The following is a 17,638-nucleotide window of genomic DNA, read 5'->3' on the forward strand; positions in this document are numbered from 1 at the left end:
AAAAATGACCGAGGATTCCAAGGAAGGCGTGACGCCGCAGCCGGATCACGCCGATACCGTGCCCGGTCCGCATCCGACCCAGGAGATCCCGGTCGTTGCGCCGGGCGAGTCCTACGCGCGGTCCGGATACGGGCCTCAGGAACCGACACCACATCCAACGATCTGGCAGCAACGCATGTCGCAGAACCCGACTCAGCAGTTCCCGGGGCCCGAAGCCGGCCCGGAATACGCCCAGCCGTCCTACGCGCCGCCGCGCCCACCCGGCGGGCCGTATCCCGGCGCCGCATTCGCCGCCGAGCCGCAGCCCGAACCCGCGCGCCGCCCGGTCCGCACCGGCCTGGTCGTCGGCGCGCTCGCGCTCGCACTCGTCAGCGGTGGCGTCGGTGGCGCGGTCGGCTCGCTGGTCACCCGGACCGATAACGGGCACGCCACGGTGACCAATGCGCTGGACGCACCGAAGCCCAATGTCAGCAATGTCGCCAACGCACCGGCCGGCTCCACCCAGGCGGTGGCACAGAAGGTGCTGCCGAGTGTGGTGATGATCAAGGTCGCCAGCAACCGCGCACAGGGCGAGGGCTCCGGTGTGGTGCTGTCCTCCGACGGTCTGATCCTGACCAATAACCATGTCGCCTCCGGCGGTGGCGCCAACGCCAAAATGGAGGTCGCCTTCGCCGACGGCACCACCGCACCCGCCACACTGGTCGGCGCCGATCCGGTCTCCGATCTGGCCGTCATCAAGGTGCAGGGCAAGGACGGACTGACCCCGATCGAACTGGGTAGCTCGTCGAATCTAGCGGTCGGCCAGCCGGTCATCGCTATCGGCTCGCCGCTCGGGCTGGCCGGCACGGTGACCACGGGCATCGTCTCGGCACTCAACCGTCCGGTCTCCACCAACGGTGAGGGCACCCCCAGCCAGGTGCAGCCGGTCATCGACGCGGTCCAGACCGACGCCGCGATCAACCCGGGCAACTCCGGTGGCGCGCTGGTCGACGCCAGCGGCAAACTCATCGGCATCAATACCGCCATCGCGAGCCTCGGCGGCAGCGAGGCGACCGGTCAGCAGAGCGGTTCCATCGGCCTCGGCTTCGCCATCCCGGTCGATCAAGCCCGCCGGGTTGCCGACGAACTGATCAAGACCGGTCACGCCACCTACGCCCAGATCGGCATCAAACTGCGCCCGCAGGACTCCGCGGCACGGGTGCTGGAGGCGACGCCGGACGGTCCGGCCGCCAAGGCGGGCATTCCTGCCAATGCCATCATCACCAAGGTGGACAGCCGCACCATCGACTCGGGTGACGCACTCATCGCCGCGGTCCGTTCTCATCAGCCTGGAGACAAGGTGAAGGTCACCTACACCGATGAACAAGGTAACAACCCCAAGACAGTCGACGTGACGCTCTCCGGTGCGGCCGCGGACGGTGGCCGATGATGCGGGTGCTGCCCGGCGGATTGTCGGCACGACCGGGAGCCGACGCCCACCTCGTCGATCTGGACGCTACGGTTACCAACATGGAAATCGATGCTCCTGTCGCGGGGCGTGCTCTGGTGGTGGTCGTCGACGATCGAACGGCGCATGGAGGTGTGGACTCGCTCGGGCCGCTGGTCACCGAGCTGCTCACCGAGGCGGGTTTCCTGGTGGACGCTTCGGTATCGGTGCAGGCCGATGAGGTGGAGATCCGCAATGCGCTCAACACCGCGGTGATCGGCGGTGTCGACCTGGTCATCTCCGTCGGCGGCACCGGTATGTCCCCGCGCGATGTCACCCCGGAGGCCACCTCGCAGGTGCTCGACCGGGAACTGCCCGGAATCAGCGAGGCGCTGCGTTCCTCGGGGCGCGTCGCCGGTTCGCTCGATGCCGGCCTCTCGCGCGGTCTGGCCGGAATCTCCGGCAGCACACTGGTGGTAAACCTGCCGGGCAGCCGGGCCGCGGTCCGCGACGGCATGGCAACCCTCGGTCCGCTCGCCAGCCGAGTGATCGGCGAGCTGTCCGGATTGGCGGAATAAATTACCGCCGCGGACTCCTCCGACGACCCTCGTCCGGCGACACGCCGGGCGAGGGATGCGGCGCGTCTGGCAAAAATTTTCGGTGAGGTCCTTCCGGAGACGACCGGTGACGAGCGCGGCGACGAGACCGAATCGTTATCGGACGACTGGCTCCGGTCGCAGGTCCCACCCCATCACGGCTCCTGACCCATCTACGGTCCGGCCACGTACCATCGTTCGCGGTTGCGCCTACATCCACCGTGAATTCCTCACGGTGAGGTTTGCTAGACCTTCAAGTACGGTGCTGTCTCGTAGTTACCGACGGCATCGTTGCGACTGCGGCCGCCTTTTGGAGTTGCTCGGCTGGCGCTTCGTTCCTGTTTATGCACGTCAAGCAATATGAGCATTTGAGACGGTGTGAGCTAGATCACATTGATCTTAACGAAAACTTACGTTGCCAGACCGTTACTGGTCGGTTTAATCTCGCCACGAGCCACCCACGCTGCTGGACCTCGCGGGCCCGGGTGCGGCACGTACGTTTGTCGACTCGGCGGAACTCGGCTCGGTTCCGATGCCAGCACTGACCGTTGCGCCGAAATAACAGCCGGTTACACATCGGCAACAATCGGGGCACAAACTGAGCTGGGCCTGAGAGGACCAACGTCCAGCCTCGATGGTCGAGGTTGACTGTTAGAACCTGATGAGGGGAAGTATGAGCGAGAACCGCACCAACGGTCTGCGCCGCGGTGCCCGGATCGCGGGCGTCGGCGCTGCCGCGGCCGTGGCCATGGGCCTGCTTTCGACCGGTGCTGCCAATGCCGATACCTTCGTGCCGTTGCCGGACGGCCAGAAGAACGGCCCCGACGTGACGCTCGCCCGAACCGGTGAGCACGCCCTGATTTCGCCTTCGTTGGCAGCCAACGGTGCCGGCCGTGTGGTCTGGGTTTCGGGCAACGCCGTCGCGGATGTGAACGTTACGCCGGAAGGCACTGTCGGCCCGAACAACGGCGCCTCCGGTGCTCCCGGTACCAACAACTCCTCCACCCACGGCGCATCACAGCTGAGCACCGGCTACATCGTCGGCTGCCAGGTCAGCATCGCCAGCGATGCCATCTCCGCCGGTCTCTCCGGCGGTATCAACCTCTCGGGTGGTTCGCTCGGCGGTTCGATCGGCATCAACCTCGGCCCCGGCGAGGTGAAATTCGTGCAGATCGACTACAAGGACATTCTGAAGCCGGGTCGCTACTCGGTCGAGTACCAGGATGCCGAGATCGAGATCCAGGGCTGCGCGGGCTACGCCCAGGCGCGTGCCTACACCGTCGTCGAGATCATCGGTGACAACTACTCGAAGACCACCCTCTACGGGCAGCCGTTCAGCATCGGCTGACGTCGGTCAATCCACGAATATTCTTCTCGCTCAAGCGAATCAACCCTCGAGGGATTATTAGCATGATCAACCGTAAGAACGTGGCACGGGTGGCCGGTGTCGGCGCCGCTGCCACTGTCGCTCTTGGCCTGTTCTCCACCGGCGCCGCGAACGCCGATACCTTTGTGCCGCTGCCGGGTGGCTCGATCACCAAGACGCTGTCCGACGGCACCGTCGTCACCATCAGCCTGACCGGCGAATCCGCCAACATCAACCCGTCCATGGGCTCGACCCCGCTGCACCGCAACGCGTGGGTTTCGGGTAGCGCTCAGGTCTCGGTATCCGGTGACGGCGGCGGCTCGATCTTCCCGGGCTACACCGTCGGCTGCCAGGTGAACATCTCCGGTGGTGGCGCCACCGGTGGTGTCGAGGGCACCGCGGACTGGAGTGATGGTCAGAATGTCACCGGTGGTGTCGGCGCGACCAGTGGCGCCAACCTCACCCTCGGCCCCGGCCAGTCGCAGTCGTTCTACGTGCTCGATCTCGAGCAGGCCGACGACTTCGGCAATGAGGCGCACAAGAAGCGCAATAAGTTCAAGAACGGCAGTGGCTCGGTCACCTGGGCCGATGAGACCATCGGTCTGACCGGCTGTGGTGGCTACGCGCAGGCGCGGGCCTTCGTCAGCGTCGAGGTGGAGACCGACAACGTCATCACCTGGACCACTCTGTGGGGCCAGCCGTTCAGCCTCGGCTGATCGGCAGGGGCATCGCCCCCTGAAAACCCGAGCGGGCTCGTCGCATTCGCGGCGGGCCCGTTTTCGTGATGAAACCCCTTAGCGCCCAGCCAAATTCGCAGATCGTAGCGGATCGAACGGTAACATGTGCGAAATCTCACAGGAATTCGGCGCAAACCACTAATATTGGGCGCACCCAAGATCGTCCACCGACGAGATTGTCGGCAAACCGCTTGATGGCCAATGTCTTTCCAGCGAGCGGTGTCGGCATGAAAGGGTTTTCGGCCTCGGTACCCCGAGGGCGACCGCTAGAATCCGATGAGGGGAAGTATGAGCAAGAACCGCACCAGCGGTCTGCGTCGAGGTGTCCGCATCGCGGGTGCCGTTGTCGCCGCCGCTGCTGGGATGGGCCTGCTTTCGACCGGCGCTGCCAACGCCGATGTTTTTGTGCCGTTGCCGGACGGCCAGAAGCTGGGCCCGGGCGTGACCGTCAGCCGGACGGCCGAACACGCCTTGATTTCACCATCTTTGGCCGCCAATGGCGCAGGCCGAGTCGTGTGGGTCTCGGGTAACGCCAATGCCGATGTGTCCGTCACTCCCGAGGGCAGCATCGGCCCGAATAACGGCGCTTCTGGAGCGCCGGGTACGAATAACTCCTCGACGCACGGTGCTTCGCAGCTGAGTACCGGTTATATCGTCGGCTGCCAGGTCAGCATCGCCGATAACGCGATCTCGGCCGGTGTTTCCGGCGGCATCAACCTCTCGGGCGGTTCGCTCGGTGGGTCGATCGGGCTCAATCTCGGCCCGGGCGATGTCAAGTTCGTTCAAATCGATTACAAGGACATTCTGAAGCCGGGACGCTACTCGGTCGAATATCAGGATGCGGAGATCGAGATCCAGGGCTGCGCGGGTTATGCCCAGGCGCGTGCCTACACCGTGGTCGAGATCATCGGCGACAACTACTCCAAGGTCACCCTGTACGGAGCGCCGTTCAGCATCGGCTGACCGCAGTATCCGATTCGCGGCGTTCCCGGGCCCTACGTGGTTACGCATGTTGCCGCGTCCGGACCTGACGGCAACGCCGCGGGGATCTGTCGAATATCCACTCGCCGAATCGAATTCATCGAACTCAATCGCTAGGGGCAGTACCAATCATGATCGATCGTAAGTTTGTGGCGCGCGTCGCCGGGCTCGGCGGCGCCGCCGCGCTGGCGCTGGGCCTGTTGTCCACCGGTGCGGCCAATGCCGACACCTTTGTTCCGTTGCCGGGCGGCCAAATAGTCAAAACGCTGTCCGACGGAACGGTTCTCACCATCCGGCTGGTCGGCGAATCGGCCGATATCAATCCGTCCATGGGCGCAACACCGGTGCATCGCAATGCGTGGGTGTCGGGTAGCGCGCAGGTCGAGGTGACCGACGGCTGGAACGGCGCGATCTTCCCGGGTTATGTCGTTGCCTGCCAAGTGAATATCGACGGCGGCGGTGCCGAGGGCGGCGTCACCGGTGGTCTGGACTGGAGCGACAGCCAGAACGTCAAGCCGAAGGTGAGCGCCAGCAGCGGCGCCAACCTGAGTCTGGGTCCCGGCCAGGCGCAGTCGTTCTACGTGCTCGATCTCGAGCAGGCCGACGACTTCGGCAATGAGGCGCACAAGAAGCGCAATAAGTTCAAGGGCGGCAGTGGCTCGGTCACCTGGGCCGATGAGACGATCGGTCTCAGCGGCTGTGGTGGCTACGCGCAGGCGCGGGCCTTCGTCAGTGTCGAGGTGGAGACCGACAACGTCATCACCTGGACCACTCTGTGGGGCCAGCCGTTCAGCCTCGGCTGATCGAATATTTGAACGGGCCCGTCGCGTGTGCGACGGGCCCGTTTGCCTTGTGGCGCAGGGAATTGCCGTATGTGATTGTGGCGCAGTCGAATTCGGTGTTTATCTGTCGGGCAGGGGAATTCGATTAGAATTCGTGACGTCCGCCCCCGCTGCGCTGGCTGTCGGAGAGCAGGTCGCGGATTTGGATCAGCACCTCGGAATCGCTGAGTTTGGTGTCCGGGGTGGTGCCGAACCGCTTCTTCGCGTGCAGTGCGGGCAGCACCAGCACGAAGTACAGCACCGCCGCGATGACCACGAAATTGATGGCCGCGGTGATGATCGGACCCACCTGCACGAAGGTCGCCGGTTTGTCAGCAACTAACTGGAAACCGAGGCCGAGGTCATCGCGTTCGCCGAAGACGGCCAGAATCGGATTGATGATGCCATTGGTGAACGCGGTGACGATCGCGACGAACGCGGTACCGATCACCACGGCTACCGCCAGGTCGACGACGTTTCCGCGGAGTAGGAATTCCTTGAAACCCTTCAACATTGCCGATATCTCCTCTTCGGGTGGGAGCTGACTCGTTGTGCTCGGCGGTTCGGGCTGCCGTATCGACCGATGCTAGTTGACCTTGATGGCAAATGCTCGGCAACATTGCTCAATGAAAAACCACCGTCAGGGCGGTGCGCAGCGATGCGGCGGCCACCGCGGTGGCGTGTTCGGCGTCCATCGCTACCAACACCACGCGCTCGGGCGCGCCGCGCCGATCACCGGGATCCGATACCAGCACGACCGCGGCATTGATCGCGAGTAGCCGGGCGGGCCGAGTGCCGGGACCGCTCTGTTCCTCGGCCCCGATGACATCCACCCGGTCGCCCGTCCGCAGGATTTCCGCGACTGCCGTATCCGCCAGTCGAATGGGCACGATGCGGGCATCACCCGCCCCGGCGGCGACCGCCGCCAGTCGCGGTCCGACAATGCGCAGATCGGTGAATATCTCGCCGGTGCGCATTCCGCCGGTCAGCGTCGCGCCGACCAGAACGGCGACATCGTCGACCGCGCCCGCGGGCAGTGTGCCGGATTCGAGAGGTGTCGAGCGCAGATCGGTCGCCTCGAGCAGATGACCCGGCGGCAGATCGCGTCCGGCGACCAAGACCTCGGTGCGTGCGCTGCCGGGATCGCCGCGCAGGAACAGGACGATCGCGAGTGCGGTGAGGGCGGCTGCGAGCAGGCGTCGAGCGAGTAGCGCGTCCGCCCATGGCGGTCTGTTCCAGATAGTCGAGCGAAGCGAGTCGCCGCGGCCGAGATCGGCGAACGATCGGGTCGTGCCCGACGGAATGATGCCCAGGGGAGCCATGCCGGGGAGCCTATGGTCACCAGCACCGCGACTCGCCCGAGAAAAGTCTGTCCTGTGGATATCGACAGCCCTGGGGATAGCTCCCGCAGGGCTGCTTCTATCAGGCGGAACTCAGCTGGCGACGGCCGTGCTGGTGGTGCTGGAGCTGCTCGACGAGCCGGAATCCGAACTCGACGTGGAGCTGCTTGCACCGCTGTCCGACTTCGCGGGCTCGCTGGCGGTCGAGGAGCCGCCGCGGCTGTCGGTGCGGTAGAAACCGCTGCCCTTGAACACGATGCCGACCGAGTTGAAGAGCTTGCGCAGCTTGCCAGAGCACTCCGAGCAGACGCTCAGCGCCTCATCGGTGAAGGACTGAACGATGTCGAAGCGGTTGTCACACTGGGTGCACGCATATGAATAAGTTGGCACTGGATCCTCCGCAGGGTTCGTCAATCTGGCACTCTACAGCCGACAGTGCCAACACCGCTAATCGGCATTTCATTCCGCAGCCCCAGCGCTACCCAATCGATGCAGTCCGCCATGCGGGGTGAGTGCCCAGCCCATGCGCAGATCGTGTGGTTCCTCGGGGAGCCGGTCGAGCAGTTCGTCGTCGCGTACCACCGCGATAAACCGCGCCGTCGGCCGAGCCGCGGCCAGTGTTCGGTCGTAGTACCCAGCGCCGCGGCCGAGTCGAACGCCGCGACGATCCACCGCCAGCGCCGGGACCAGGACCAGCTCCGCCAGGGCGATCGCATCGGTTAGCACCTCACCCGCGGGCTCCAGCAGTCCGAATCTGGCGCGCCGCAGATCATCGGTGCTGATGAACTCGGCCCATTGCAAGGGACCCGGCGGCCCCGTGACCGGCAGCAATACCCGGGCGCCAGCCGCGCGCAGTGCCGTCAGCATCGCCGTCGATCCCGGTTCGTCGTGCATCGGCACGTACGCGCACACCCATGCGGGGACGTCGAGTCCGGCGACACTGTGGGCCAGCTCACGCGCCTCGGTTTCCTGGTCTGCCCTGGTCATCGCGGCCCGTCGAGCAGTAATTTCCGCCCGCCAGGCATGTTTGTCGCGCTCGCCGGGCATCTCCACAGTGATCACCTTAAGCTCACCGGGACCCGAGTCGGCGTGACGGCTGCTTCGGGCCGGTGACGGATGGATAGGGTAGGCGTATGACAGCAAAGGCCGGACAATCCGCGAATGGCGCAGTCGTGTCGTGTTTCCGCACGGCCGTCGTGCCCGCGGCCGGACTTGGGACGCGGTTCCTGCCCGCGACCAAGACCGTGCCCAAGGAGTTGCTGCCGGTGGTGGACACTCCTGGCATCGAACTGGTTGCGACGGAAGCCGCCGATTCCGGTGCGCAGCGGCTGGTCATCGTGACCTCGCCGGGTAAAGACGGCGTGGTCGCACACTTCGTAGAGGACTTGGTGCTGGAGAGCACACTCGCCGAGCGCGGCAAGTTCCAGTTGTTGGAGAAGGTGCGCAAGGCGCCCGCGCTGCTGGATGTCACCTCGGTGGTCCAGGACGAGCCGCTGGGCCTCGGTCACGCCGTCGCTCAGGCCGAGGGCGTCCTAGATGACGACGAGGACGCCATCGCCGTACTGCTGCCCGATGACCTGGTGCTGCCGTGTGGCGTGCTCGATGTGATGAGCCGGGTCCGGCGCAAGCGCGGCGGAACTGTGTTGTGCGCCATCGACGTTCCCAAGGATCAGGTCAGCGCCTACGGTGTCTTCGATGTCGCGCCGGTGCCCGATGCGGTGAACCCGAATGTGCTGCGGGTCAACGGAATGGTGGAAAAGCCCGCGCTTGCGGACGCACCGTCGACCTACGCGGCCGCGGGGCGATACCTGTTGGACCGCGCCATCTTCGATGCGCTGCGCCGGATCGAACCCGGCACGGGCGGGGAGCTACAACTCACCGACGCGATCGCACTGCTCATCGCGGAGGGCCATCCGGTCCATGTGGTGGTCCACCGTGGGTCGCGCCACGATTTGGGCAACCCGGGCGGTTATCTTCGTGCTGCGGTCGATTTCGCTTTGGAACGAGAGGAATACGGCCCCGCCCTGCGGGAGTGGCTGCAGCATCGGCTCAGTGCGGACTGGGACCCGCAGCTGACGACCTACGACTGATAGGCGCGGGCGTCGGGTTTCGCCGATAGTGGACCGTCGGGTACGAATGATGGTTCATCTGCGGTGTGAGCGACGGGCTCGGAGGCGGCAGCTCGCGTAACCACGCAGAGCCCCGGGAACACCGCGGATCGGGCAGAGCCGCGCGGGTTCGGTTGCGCGGTCGCGGAATCGGGTCGGCGACAGAGATCAGGAAGGGCTGGATGCGCTCGGTTGAGGATCAGCAGATCAAGGTGACGGCCGCGGCGGTCGCGCCCCGGCCGGTCCGGGTCGCGATCTCCGAGGCGCAAGGCCTGCTGTGTGCCGAGGACGTCGTCACCGAGCGGCCGCTGCCCGGCTTCGATCAGGCCGCCATCGACGGTTACGCGGTGCGCAGCGTCGATGTGTCCGCCGCGGGCACCGATATCCGTGACGAGGACGGCGAATTGGTCGATCTGACGCTGCCTGTCGTCGGCGAGGTGGTCGCCGGTTCCAAGCAGCCGATCCGATTGCAGCCGCGCCAGACCGTGCGGGTCGATACCGGTGCGCCGCTGCCGACACTGGCCGATGCCGTGCTGCCCTTGGATTTCACCGATGGCGGCCGCGCCAGGATCAAGGTGTACGAGCCGGTGCGATCCGGTGACTATGTCCGGCGTATCGGTGACGATGTGCAGCCCGGCGATGTCGCGGTGCGTGCGGGCACCATCATCGGTGCGCCGCAAGTCGGTCTGCTCGCCGCGGTCGGTCAGGACAAAGTGCTCGTGCATCCACGCCCGCGGCTGTCGGTGATTTCGGTGGGCGGCGAGTTGATCGATATCGATCGCACGCCTGGACCGGGACAGGTCTACGACGTGAATTCCTATGCGCTGGCGGCCGCCGCGCGCGATGCGGGCGCGGATGTGAACCGGGTCGGCATCGTGAGTTCGGATGCGCGGCGGCTGCGCGATGTGGTGGAGGGGCAGTTGGTTCGCTCCGAGGTCGTGGTGATCGCGGGGGCCATCGGGGGGTGGGCTTCGGAGCAGGTGCGCGAGGCACTCGAGGGGCTCGGTGAACTCGAAATCACTAGGGTCGCTATGCATCCCGGCTCCGTACAGGGTTTCGGGCGACTCGGGCGCGATGAGGTGCCGACCTTCCTGCTGCCGTCGAATCCCGTTGGCGCGCTGGTGGTTTTCGAAGTTATGGTGCGACCGTTGATCCGAATCGCGTTGGGGCGCAGACATCCCATGCGCCGGATCATTCGCGCCAGAACGATCACCCCGATCACCTCCATGGCCGGACGCAAGGGCTACCTTCGCGCGCAACTCATGCGTGATGAGGCTACCGGCGACTACCTGGTGCAGCCGTTGGGCGGCGGCACGGGCGGTTCGTCGCATCTGCTCGCCACGCTGGCCGAGGCGAACAGTCTGATCGTGATCGACCCGGACGACACCGAGATCAGAACCGGTGACGAGGTCCGGGTCGCATTTCTCGCACAGCGTGGCTGAGGCGTGGAGACGATGAATGTGTTCCGGGCCACGCAGCATCCCGGTTGGCCCGCGCATCTGGGGCCGGTGCGCGTCGCGGCCGGGGAGGTGACGTTGCGTCCGGTGCGGTTGCGCGATGCGGCGGCATGGAGCCGGATCCGGTTGCGCGACAGGGCGCATCTGGAGCCGTGGGAGCCGACCGGGCGCGGTGCCTGGGAGGCGCGCAACCACGTGTCGAACTGGCCGTCGCTGTGGTCGAGTCTGAAGTCCGAGGCCAGGCGCGGTGCGATGATTCCGCTCGTGATCGAGGTCGACGGCGCGTTCAGCGGGCAGTTGACCGTCGGCAATATCGTGCGCGGTGCACTGCGGTCGGCGTGGATCGGCTATTGGGTGGCCAAGGATTCGGGCGGGAAGGGTGTGGCGACAGCCGCGTTGGCGCTCGGGCTGGACCACTGCTTCGGGCCGGTCGGATTACATCGGGTCGAGGCGACCGTGCGGCCGGAAAACCTGGCCAGTCAAGCGGTTCTGCGCAATGTGGGGTTCCGCGAGGAGGGGCTGCTGAAGCGGTACCTGGATGTGGACGGGGCCTGGCGTGATCACCTGCTGGTCGGCATCACCGTCGAGGAGGTGGCGGGGACCGTCATCGATCGACTTGTGCGCGATGGGCGGGCCGCGCTGCCCTGAAATACTTGTACGCCCGTGCCGTTTTCGACGCGCCCGGCCGTTTTCGACGCGCGGCGCAAATGGTGGAACTGTGACAGGTGTGGCGTATGTGCACGGCGCGCCTGACCGAACTTGGTGCGACACGGAATTAACCTACGGACGTCGGAGGTGCGCCCCGCGCCCCCGGCATCCAGCCTGTGAGGCGGTGCCGAATACACCTCACGGCGGCCGGACGTCCGTCCGTCCGAGGCGTTTTGCGGCGAGCGAACGCACCGCGACGGGGCGCGGTGCGACCCGGTCGAAAGGTCGAGCGGACGATGCGGCGGGGACGGAGGTGCGGAGGCGAGATGCCGAATTCGATCCTGTGGATCGGCCTGGTAGTGCTCTGGGTCTTCGTGCTGTTCCCGATCCTCGCCGACCGGCACCCCAGGATCAGGCAGACGACCGACGCGGCGTTGGCGACCCGCGTATTGCACCGCGGAGGTTCCAAGCGGCGCACCAAGAGTGGCCCGGCCGCCGGCCACGACAGTGATCCGGATTACCGGCCGACCCGAGTGCAGAGAAAGCTTTCCCACAGCGATGATGCGGAGGACCGGATGACCCCACCGGCCGACGAGCAGGTCACCGAGGACGACGATCCCGCGGACAACCCGCCTGAAGCCGAGTCGGCGATATCTGATGCCGAAATCGACGAATTCGACGGTGCGGAGGGTGAATTCGACGACGATGCCGAAGAACTCGACGCCGCCGATTCCGACAATGCCGAAATCGCAACGGCCCGAACGGCTGCGAAGCAACCGGCGACCGCCGATGATGACCGGGTGGCTTTAGAGCACACCGAATCGACCGGTGCCCGAATCCCTCCGGCCCGGACAGCGGCGCCCGCTCGATTCGACGAATCCGACTCCGACGACTCGGATTTCGTGCCGACCCGGCGCGGCCGCGGCGGCTTCGACCCGGAAGCCGACGCCATCGCGCGCGCGGCACGCTACACCTTCCGCCAGCGCGCGGTCCTCGGCCTCGTCCTGGCCGTCCTCACCTGCGGCGGACTCTCGGTGGCGCTGAGCCCCATGTTCTGGTGGGGCTGCGGCGGCTCCGCACTCGTCCTGGTGACCTACCTGGCGTACCTACGCAAGCAGGTCCGCATGGAGGAGGAAATCCGCCGCCGCCGCCTCGCCCGCCTGGCCCGCAGCCGCGGCGAGCACATCGAGGCGGAACGCGAGGCAGAGCAGCGCGCCCAACAGCGCGTCATGGACCGCGACACCGCCCGCGCCCTGCGCCGCCGTTCCGTCCTCATCGAGGTGGACGACGAAGAACCCATGTTCGAACACCTGGAAACCTTCGACCCCGCCACTGCCCGCGCCCTGCGCCGCAGCGCCGCCGACATGCGCCGCGCAGCAGGCGCCTGACCCATCCGCACAGGTCAACCACACGATTCGGAGTCTGCCCACCCCGCCTGATACAGTGTCACAGCGCGGTTCCCCGGAGCCGCACGGGGCTATAGCGCAGTTGGTAGCGCGTCTCGTTCGCATCGAGAAGGTCAGGGGTTCGATTCCCCTTAGCTCCACAAATTGACAAGAAAAGCATTTTGATCAGGGGTTTGCCACCTTTCGGGCATAAGGCCACCCCTGGCCGGATACCGTGTATCACCTGGTCACTACCTGTTTTCGTGTTCTAGTAAGCGCCCCAAGGTGTGTGGTCGTCGGTGTTGATTACGTCTGTAGGCGCACTGTCAATACCGCGACCGCGAGCCGTGCTCGCCATGAGTGGGGTCTCACCTGGTCCTCGCGGATTGATGTCAAGACCGAGCCCGCCCGTGGGTGTCGCGGGTGCGGACGCCACGGTCACAGGACCGTTGATATGGCTGATCAACCCGCGCAGGGCGGCGGCGTCGGAGGCCGGGCCGCCCAGCGGATTGGCCGCCGCCACAACGGGATACCGATCCCTGCGGAGCTTGTCGATGACGTCGTTCCAGCTCGATCCGTCGGCGAACGCGCCGTGCACCAGCACGATCGTCGGTTTGGGCGCGTCCTCGGCCGGCCCGGCGTGGGAAGTGCTGCCGGTACATGCGACGGTGAGGCCACCGACGGCTAGCGCCACGGTGAGCGTGCCGGCGGCGCGTTGGGATGCCTACCTACCGGACAACGACAAATACCCCACGGCGTCAGCGGGTTTGACGATGCGCACCCGCACATCGCCGACCTCGGCGGGCACGGTCACCCATTGCACTTGAACCGGCGGCATCTCGATCGGCGCGGCCTGGATGTCGTCGAGTACTTTGCGGGCACCGTCGGGGCCGAGTTCATATAGGAACGGGGGATGCGCGGCAGTGGCGGCGAACTGCTGCGCCGACGCTTCGAGGCTGGGCTTCATCTGAATGCCTTTCTGTGTTGTCGTCATACCAAGGTCCGCGCAGCTCTCGAATTTCGTGACGGGACAACAGGAATGGCTTGCGCGGCCGCGCGGATATCGTCGACGAGCAGTCGTTCCAGGTGCGCTACAGCGCCACCCTGAGCGGCGGCGAGGAAAGCCCTCAGCAACTGACCGCAGGCTGCTCGATCGACGGGCTGATGACGTACCCCGGCGAGGTGTGTGCGGGCGCGCCGTCCGAGTTGCCGTGCGTTGGCCTCGCTGATGTCGAGCCGCTCGGCGATGTCACGGAACGAATAGTCGAATGCTTCACGCAGCACGAAGACGGCACGTTCGGTGGGCGACAATCGGCGCAGCAGGACCAGGACGGCATCCTCGAGGTCCGCTGACAGTTCGGCCACCGATGCCGGGTCCTCAGAAGTGACCACCTGTCCGGGTAGCCAGCGGTCGACAGGAATCTCCCGGCGAGCGCGGGCCGAACCGGCGGTATTGAGCGTGACTCGCGTGGTGATGGTTACCAGGAACGCGATCCGGTCACGCACCAGGGTCTGATCGGTGCCCTGCCACCGGAGCCAGACATCCTGGACGACGTCCTCGGCGTCGGTCGCACGACCCAGCATCCGGTATGCGATTCCGAACAGGCGCGGACGCAGGCCCTGGAAATCCGATACGTATCGGGCTGCCTCCGGCGAAGGTGGACCGGTCCGCGAGTCCGGCTCGGACATGACATCGGCGGTGCTCGGCATGCACATGGGGTCGTCCTTTCGTGGCTGCCTCGACCGCCACCTGACTCGGCGATCGAATGAACGGCGCAGGTAAGCCGCTCATTCACCGTCTCTCGGCGCGATGCCCGGTCGCGCCCTTGGCAATCCCGGGCGAATCCCCGGGGGACACTGGCCAGGGACACGTGTCTCTCGCATCCCTGCCCTGTGGCAGAGGCCACCGGGGACGGATCTCGAGCCCACGGCCACGAGGTGACATCATGAATGCGCCCGCGCCGACAGTGGTCGGGCTTCTCGAGTTCGGCGGTGGTGTGATGTCGCGCAGCGACGCTCTGCGTAGGCTGCAGGGCCGGCGTGCCGAGTGTGAGCCGCTGGACCGGTTGTTGAGCGACGCCGGTTCCGGCCGGAGTCGGACCCTGGTGTTGCGCGGCGAGGCCGGAATCGGCAAGTCCGCGTTGCTGGAGTACCTGGCCGGCAATGCGGAAGAATGCCGGATCGCGCGGGCCTCAGGTGTCGAATCTCAGATGGAGCTGGCGTTCGCCGGTTTGCACCAGCTGTGCGCGCCGATGATGGAGCATCTCGACCGGCTGCCGGCCCCGCAGCGGGAGGCCTTGGCCGTCGCGTTCGGTCTCAGTTCCGGGAGCGCGCCGGACCGGTTTCTGGTCGGGTTGGCGGTGCTCAGTCTGCTGGCGGAGGTGGCCGAGGAGCAGCCGCTGATCTGCGTGGTCGATGACGCTCAATGGCTCGATCAGGTGTCCGCGCAGACACTGGCCTTCGTCGCGCGCCGACTGTTCGCCGAGCGGGTGGCGCTGGTGTTCGCGGTGCGGACTCCGACCCCCGATGCGGGCAGTGATCCGCTGGCGGGTTTGCCCGAGCTGACGATCCGCGGTCTGCGCGACGGTGACGCACGCGCACTGCTGGAATCGGCGATCCCCGGGCGGCTCGACGAGCGGGTTGCGGACCGGATCGTCGCCGAGGCTCGCGGTAACCCGTTGGCGCTGTTGGAATTACCACGCGGCTTGACTCCCGCGGAGCTGGCCGGTGGGTTCGGTCGCCCGGACGCACAACCGGTGCCGAGCCGGATCGAGCAGAGTTTCCTGCGCCGGATCGAATCGCTTCCCGTGGCGGCGCAACGACTGCTGCTGGTGGCGGCGGCCGAACCGGTGGGTGACGTGTCGTTATTGCGGCGCGTGGCCGAGCGCCTCGACATCGGACCGGACGCCGTGGCGGCGGCCGAGGCCGCAGGACTCATCGAATTCGGTGCGCGGGTGCGCTTCCGCCATCCACTGGTCCGCTCGGCCGCCTACCGCGCGGCGGACCCCCACGATCGCCGAAATGTCCATCGCGCCTTGGCCGACGCGACCGATCCGGTGTCCGACCCGGACCGCCGGGCCTGGCATCGCGCCAGCGCGGTGGTCGAACCGGACGAGGCGGTCGCCAGTGAACTGGAACGGTCAGCCGAGCGCGCACAGGCCCGCGGCGGCGTCGCGGCCGCCGCCGCATTCCTGCGCCGAGCGACCGGGCTGACGCCCGACCTGAGCCGACGCGGAGTGCGAGCGATGGCGGCCGCGCAGGCCGCATTCGACGCCGGCGTCCCCGACGCCGCGCTCGAACTGCTTGCCGCGGCGGAGATGGGACCGCTGAACGAACTCCAGCGCGGACGCCTGGCACGGTTGCGCGGCCGGATAGTGTTCGCACGCAAGCGCGGAGGCGATGCGCTGCCGCTACTGCTCGACGCAGCAGTCCAACTGGAATCCAGCGATCCCGACCAGGCGCGCGAAGCCTACCTCGAAGCGATGGGATCCGCGGTTTTCGGCGGCCTCCGCAACGGCCCCGACCGCGTTCGCACCGTGGCCGAGGCGGCCCGCGCCGCACCACCGGGACCACACCCACCACGGCTGGTCGACACGCTACTCGACGGCTTGGCGGCGCGGTACGCCGAAGGCTATGTCGAGAGTGCCGCCGCGCTGAAGCATGCGCTGCGGGCATTCCGCAAGGATGCCGGTGGCAATGCCCATGACATCATGCGCTGGCTCTGGCTGACCTGGCCGGCCTCTGCCGACCTATGGGAGGACGAGACCTGGCACGAACTGAGCAGCTATGCACTCCGGACGGCACGGGAAACCGGGGCGCTCAATTTCCTCCCGCTGGCGCTCACCTACCGCGCGGCCGTGCATGTACACGCCGGAGAGTTCGACACGGCCGCGACGTTGATCGAGGAGTCCGACGAGATCACCAGGGCGGCCGGCAACTCGCCCCTCGGATTCTCCACGCTGCTACTCGTCGCCTGGCGCGGCGAGGACGCCCAGGCCGCGACGATGATCGAGGCGAAGTGTCGCTGGGCGTCCACCTGGGGCGAGGGGCGAGCGATCGGTATGGGGCACGGTTTGCTCGCGGTGCTGCACAACGGTTTCGGTCAATACGAGGCTGCCCTGGCCAGCGCTGAAGAGGCTTGCGAATACGATGAATTGGGGGGATTCGGTTTCGCGGTCGTCGAGTTGGTGGAGGCGGCGGTCCGCCTCGGCGCGCGCGAGACTGCTGAGGCCGCGGTGCGAAGACTCGAGGAACGAGTGGACGCCAGCGGCACCGATTGGGCGCTCGGCGTGCTTGCTCGATCGAGAGCGCTGGTCAGCGCCGGCGACACCGCCGATCAGCTGTACCGCGAGGCGATCGAACGCCTCGAACGCAGCCGGATCGCGGTCCACCTCGCGCGCACCCATCTGGTGTACGGCGAGTGGCTGCGCCGGGAGAACCGGCGCGTGGAAGCACGGGAGCACCTGCGGACCGCCTATGGCATGCTGAATCGGTTCGGCGCCAACGCTTTCGCGGAACGCGCCCGCCGCGAACTGCTGGCCACCGGCGAGTCGGTACGTCAGCCCGCCATCGAGGCCCGTGCGGCTCTCACCGCGCAGGAAGCGCAGATCGCACGGCTGGTCGGCGCAGGGCTCACGAACTCCGAAATCGGTGCCGAGCTGTTCATCAGTCCCCGCACGGTGGAGTGGCATCTGCGCAAGGTCTTCACCAAGCTCGATCTCACCTCACGCAAAGAGCTCCGCGGCGCGCTCGACAGCTGATCCATCGTGCGGT

At 66.5% G+C, this 17,638-nt stretch carries 19 protein-coding genes and 1 tRNA gene; 13 read left to right on the top strand and 7 right to left on the bottom strand.

The window, feature by feature from the left end; all coding sequences use genetic code 11:
• Positions 1-4 precede the first annotated feature (4 nt).
• The 7 genes from ACIBJI_RS02425 (at position 5) to ACIBJI_RS02455 (ending at position 5,909) form a co-directional block, all read left to right on the top strand.
• On the top strand, positions 5-1,429 hold the full coding sequence (locus ACIBJI_RS02425; protein WP_397082763.1) for a S1C family serine protease: 1,425 nt from the start codon (positions 5-7) through the stop codon (positions 1,427-1,429).
• 80 nt (positions 1,430-1,509) lie between these two features.
• Positions 1,510-2,004 carry a molybdenum cofactor biosynthesis protein B gene (locus ACIBJI_RS02430; protein ID WP_157187336.1) on the top strand — a complete coding sequence of 165 codons (495 nt, stop codon included), beginning with the start codon at positions 1,510-1,512 and terminating at the stop codon, positions 2,002-2,004.
• The gene (locus tag ACIBJI_RS02435; RefSeq protein WP_083898204.1) at positions 2,005-2,190 is read left to right on the top strand and encodes a hypothetical protein; all 186 of its coding nucleotides are present in this window, start codon (positions 2,005-2,007) and stop codon (positions 2,188-2,190) included.
• Between the two features lie 505 nt (positions 2,191-2,695).
• Complete coding sequence (locus tag ACIBJI_RS02440; protein ID WP_397082765.1) at positions 2,696-3,370, top strand: MspA family porin; 675 nt, start codon at positions 2,696-2,698, stop codon at positions 3,368-3,370.
• 62 nt (positions 3,371-3,432) lie between these two features.
• On the top strand, positions 3,433-4,104 hold the full coding sequence (locus ACIBJI_RS02445) for an MspA family porin (protein ID WP_397082767.1): 672 nt from the start codon (positions 3,433-3,435) through the stop codon (positions 4,102-4,104).
• Between the two features lie 309 nt (positions 4,105-4,413).
• The gene (locus ACIBJI_RS02450; protein WP_364340996.1) at positions 4,414-5,088 is read left to right on the top strand and encodes an MspA family porin; all 675 of its coding nucleotides are present in this window, start codon (positions 4,414-4,416) and stop codon (positions 5,086-5,088) included.
• A gap of 149 nt (positions 5,089-5,237) precedes the next feature.
• Positions 5,238-5,909, top strand: a complete 672-nt coding sequence (locus ACIBJI_RS02455) for an MspA family porin (protein ID WP_364340998.1) — start codon at positions 5,238-5,240, stop codon at positions 5,907-5,909.
• 124 nt (positions 5,910-6,033) lie between these two features.
• On the opposite strand, the gene mscL is transcribed toward ACIBJI_RS02455, so the two are convergent.
• The 4 genes from mscL to ACIBJI_RS02475 form a co-directional block, all read right to left on the bottom strand.
• Complete coding sequence (gene mscL, locus ACIBJI_RS02460; RefSeq protein ID WP_364341000.1) at positions 6,034-6,441, bottom strand: large conductance mechanosensitive channel protein MscL; 408 nt, start codon at positions 6,439-6,441, stop codon at positions 6,034-6,036.
• Between the two features lie 109 nt (positions 6,442-6,550).
• Positions 6,551-7,249 (bottom strand): SAF domain-containing protein, encoded by a 699-nt coding sequence (locus ACIBJI_RS02465; RefSeq protein WP_397082769.1) that lies wholly within the window; start codon positions 7,247-7,249, stop codon positions 6,551-6,553.
• A 111-nt stretch (positions 7,250-7,360) separates the two neighbouring features.
• Entirely contained in the window at positions 7,361-7,657 is a 297-nt protein-coding gene (locus ACIBJI_RS02470; protein WP_396957301.1) for an FmdB family zinc ribbon protein, read from the bottom strand.
• A gap of 69 nt (positions 7,658-7,726) precedes the next feature.
• A complete protein-coding gene (locus ACIBJI_RS02475) occupies positions 7,727-8,314 on the bottom strand; it encodes a 5-formyltetrahydrofolate cyclo-ligase (protein WP_397083044.1) in 588 nt (195 codons plus the stop codon).
• 86 nt (positions 8,315-8,400) lie between these two features.
• Here ACIBJI_RS02475 and ACIBJI_RS02480 point away from each other — a divergent pair, with 86 nt between their 5' ends.
• The 5 genes from ACIBJI_RS02480 (at position 8,401) to ACIBJI_RS02500 (ending at position 13,026) form a co-directional block, all read left to right on the top strand.
• Positions 8,401-9,357 carry a UTP--glucose-1-phosphate uridylyltransferase gene (locus ACIBJI_RS02480; RefSeq protein ID WP_364341006.1) on the top strand — a complete coding sequence of 319 codons (957 nt, stop codon included), beginning with the start codon at positions 8,401-8,403 and terminating at the stop codon, positions 9,355-9,357.
• A 200-nt stretch (positions 9,358-9,557) separates the two neighbouring features.
• Positions 9,558-10,817, top strand: a complete 1,260-nt coding sequence (gene glp, locus ACIBJI_RS02485) for a gephyrin-like molybdotransferase Glp (protein ID WP_364341008.1) — start codon at positions 9,558-9,560, stop codon at positions 10,815-10,817.
• Between the two features lie 12 nt (positions 10,818-10,829).
• Positions 10,830-11,480, top strand: coding sequence for a GNAT family protein (locus ACIBJI_RS02490; RefSeq protein ID WP_364341010.1), 651 nt, complete (start codon positions 10,830-10,832; stop codon positions 11,478-11,480).
• Positions 11,481-11,806: 326 nt separating this feature from the next.
• Positions 11,807-12,868, top strand: coding sequence for a gephyrin-like molybdotransferase receptor GlpR (gene glpR, locus ACIBJI_RS02495; protein ID WP_364341011.1), 1,062 nt, complete (start codon positions 11,807-11,809; stop codon positions 12,866-12,868).
• An 85-nt stretch (positions 12,869-12,953) separates the two neighbouring features.
• Positions 12,954-13,026, top strand: a tRNA-Ala gene (locus tag ACIBJI_RS02500).
• Between the two features lie 107 nt (positions 13,027-13,133).
• Here ACIBJI_RS02500 and ACIBJI_RS02505 read toward each other — a convergent pair.
• From ACIBJI_RS02505 to ACIBJI_RS02515, 3 genes are read right to left on the bottom strand one after another with little or no spacing between them, the layout of a single operon-like run.
• On the bottom strand, positions 13,134-13,559 hold the full coding sequence (locus ACIBJI_RS02505) for a hypothetical protein (RefSeq protein ID WP_397082771.1): 426 nt from the start codon (positions 13,557-13,559) through the stop codon (positions 13,134-13,136).
• A gap of 30 nt (positions 13,560-13,589) precedes the next feature.
• Positions 13,590-13,859 (bottom strand): hypothetical protein, encoded by a 270-nt coding sequence (locus ACIBJI_RS02510; RefSeq protein ID WP_364341031.1) that lies wholly within the window; start codon positions 13,857-13,859, stop codon positions 13,590-13,592.
• The gene (locus ACIBJI_RS02515; RefSeq protein WP_364341033.1) at positions 13,856-14,581 is read right to left on the bottom strand and encodes a sigma-70 family RNA polymerase sigma factor; all 726 of its coding nucleotides are present in this window, start codon (positions 14,579-14,581) and stop codon (positions 13,856-13,858) included. The genes ACIBJI_RS02510 and ACIBJI_RS02515 overlap by 4 nt, the downstream gene beginning before the upstream one ends.
• A gap of 230 nt (positions 14,582-14,811) precedes the next feature.
• Between ACIBJI_RS02515 and ACIBJI_RS02520 the strand changes: the two genes are divergently transcribed.
• Positions 14,812-17,625, top strand: a complete 2,814-nt coding sequence (locus ACIBJI_RS02520; protein ID WP_397082773.1) for an AAA family ATPase — start codon at positions 14,812-14,814, stop codon at positions 17,623-17,625.
• Positions 17,626-17,638 lie beyond the last annotated feature (13 nt).

It is taken from the genome of Nocardia sp. NPDC050408, assembly GCF_044458905.1.
Classification (GTDB): Bacteria; Actinomycetota; Actinomycetes; order Mycobacteriales; family Mycobacteriaceae; genus Nocardia.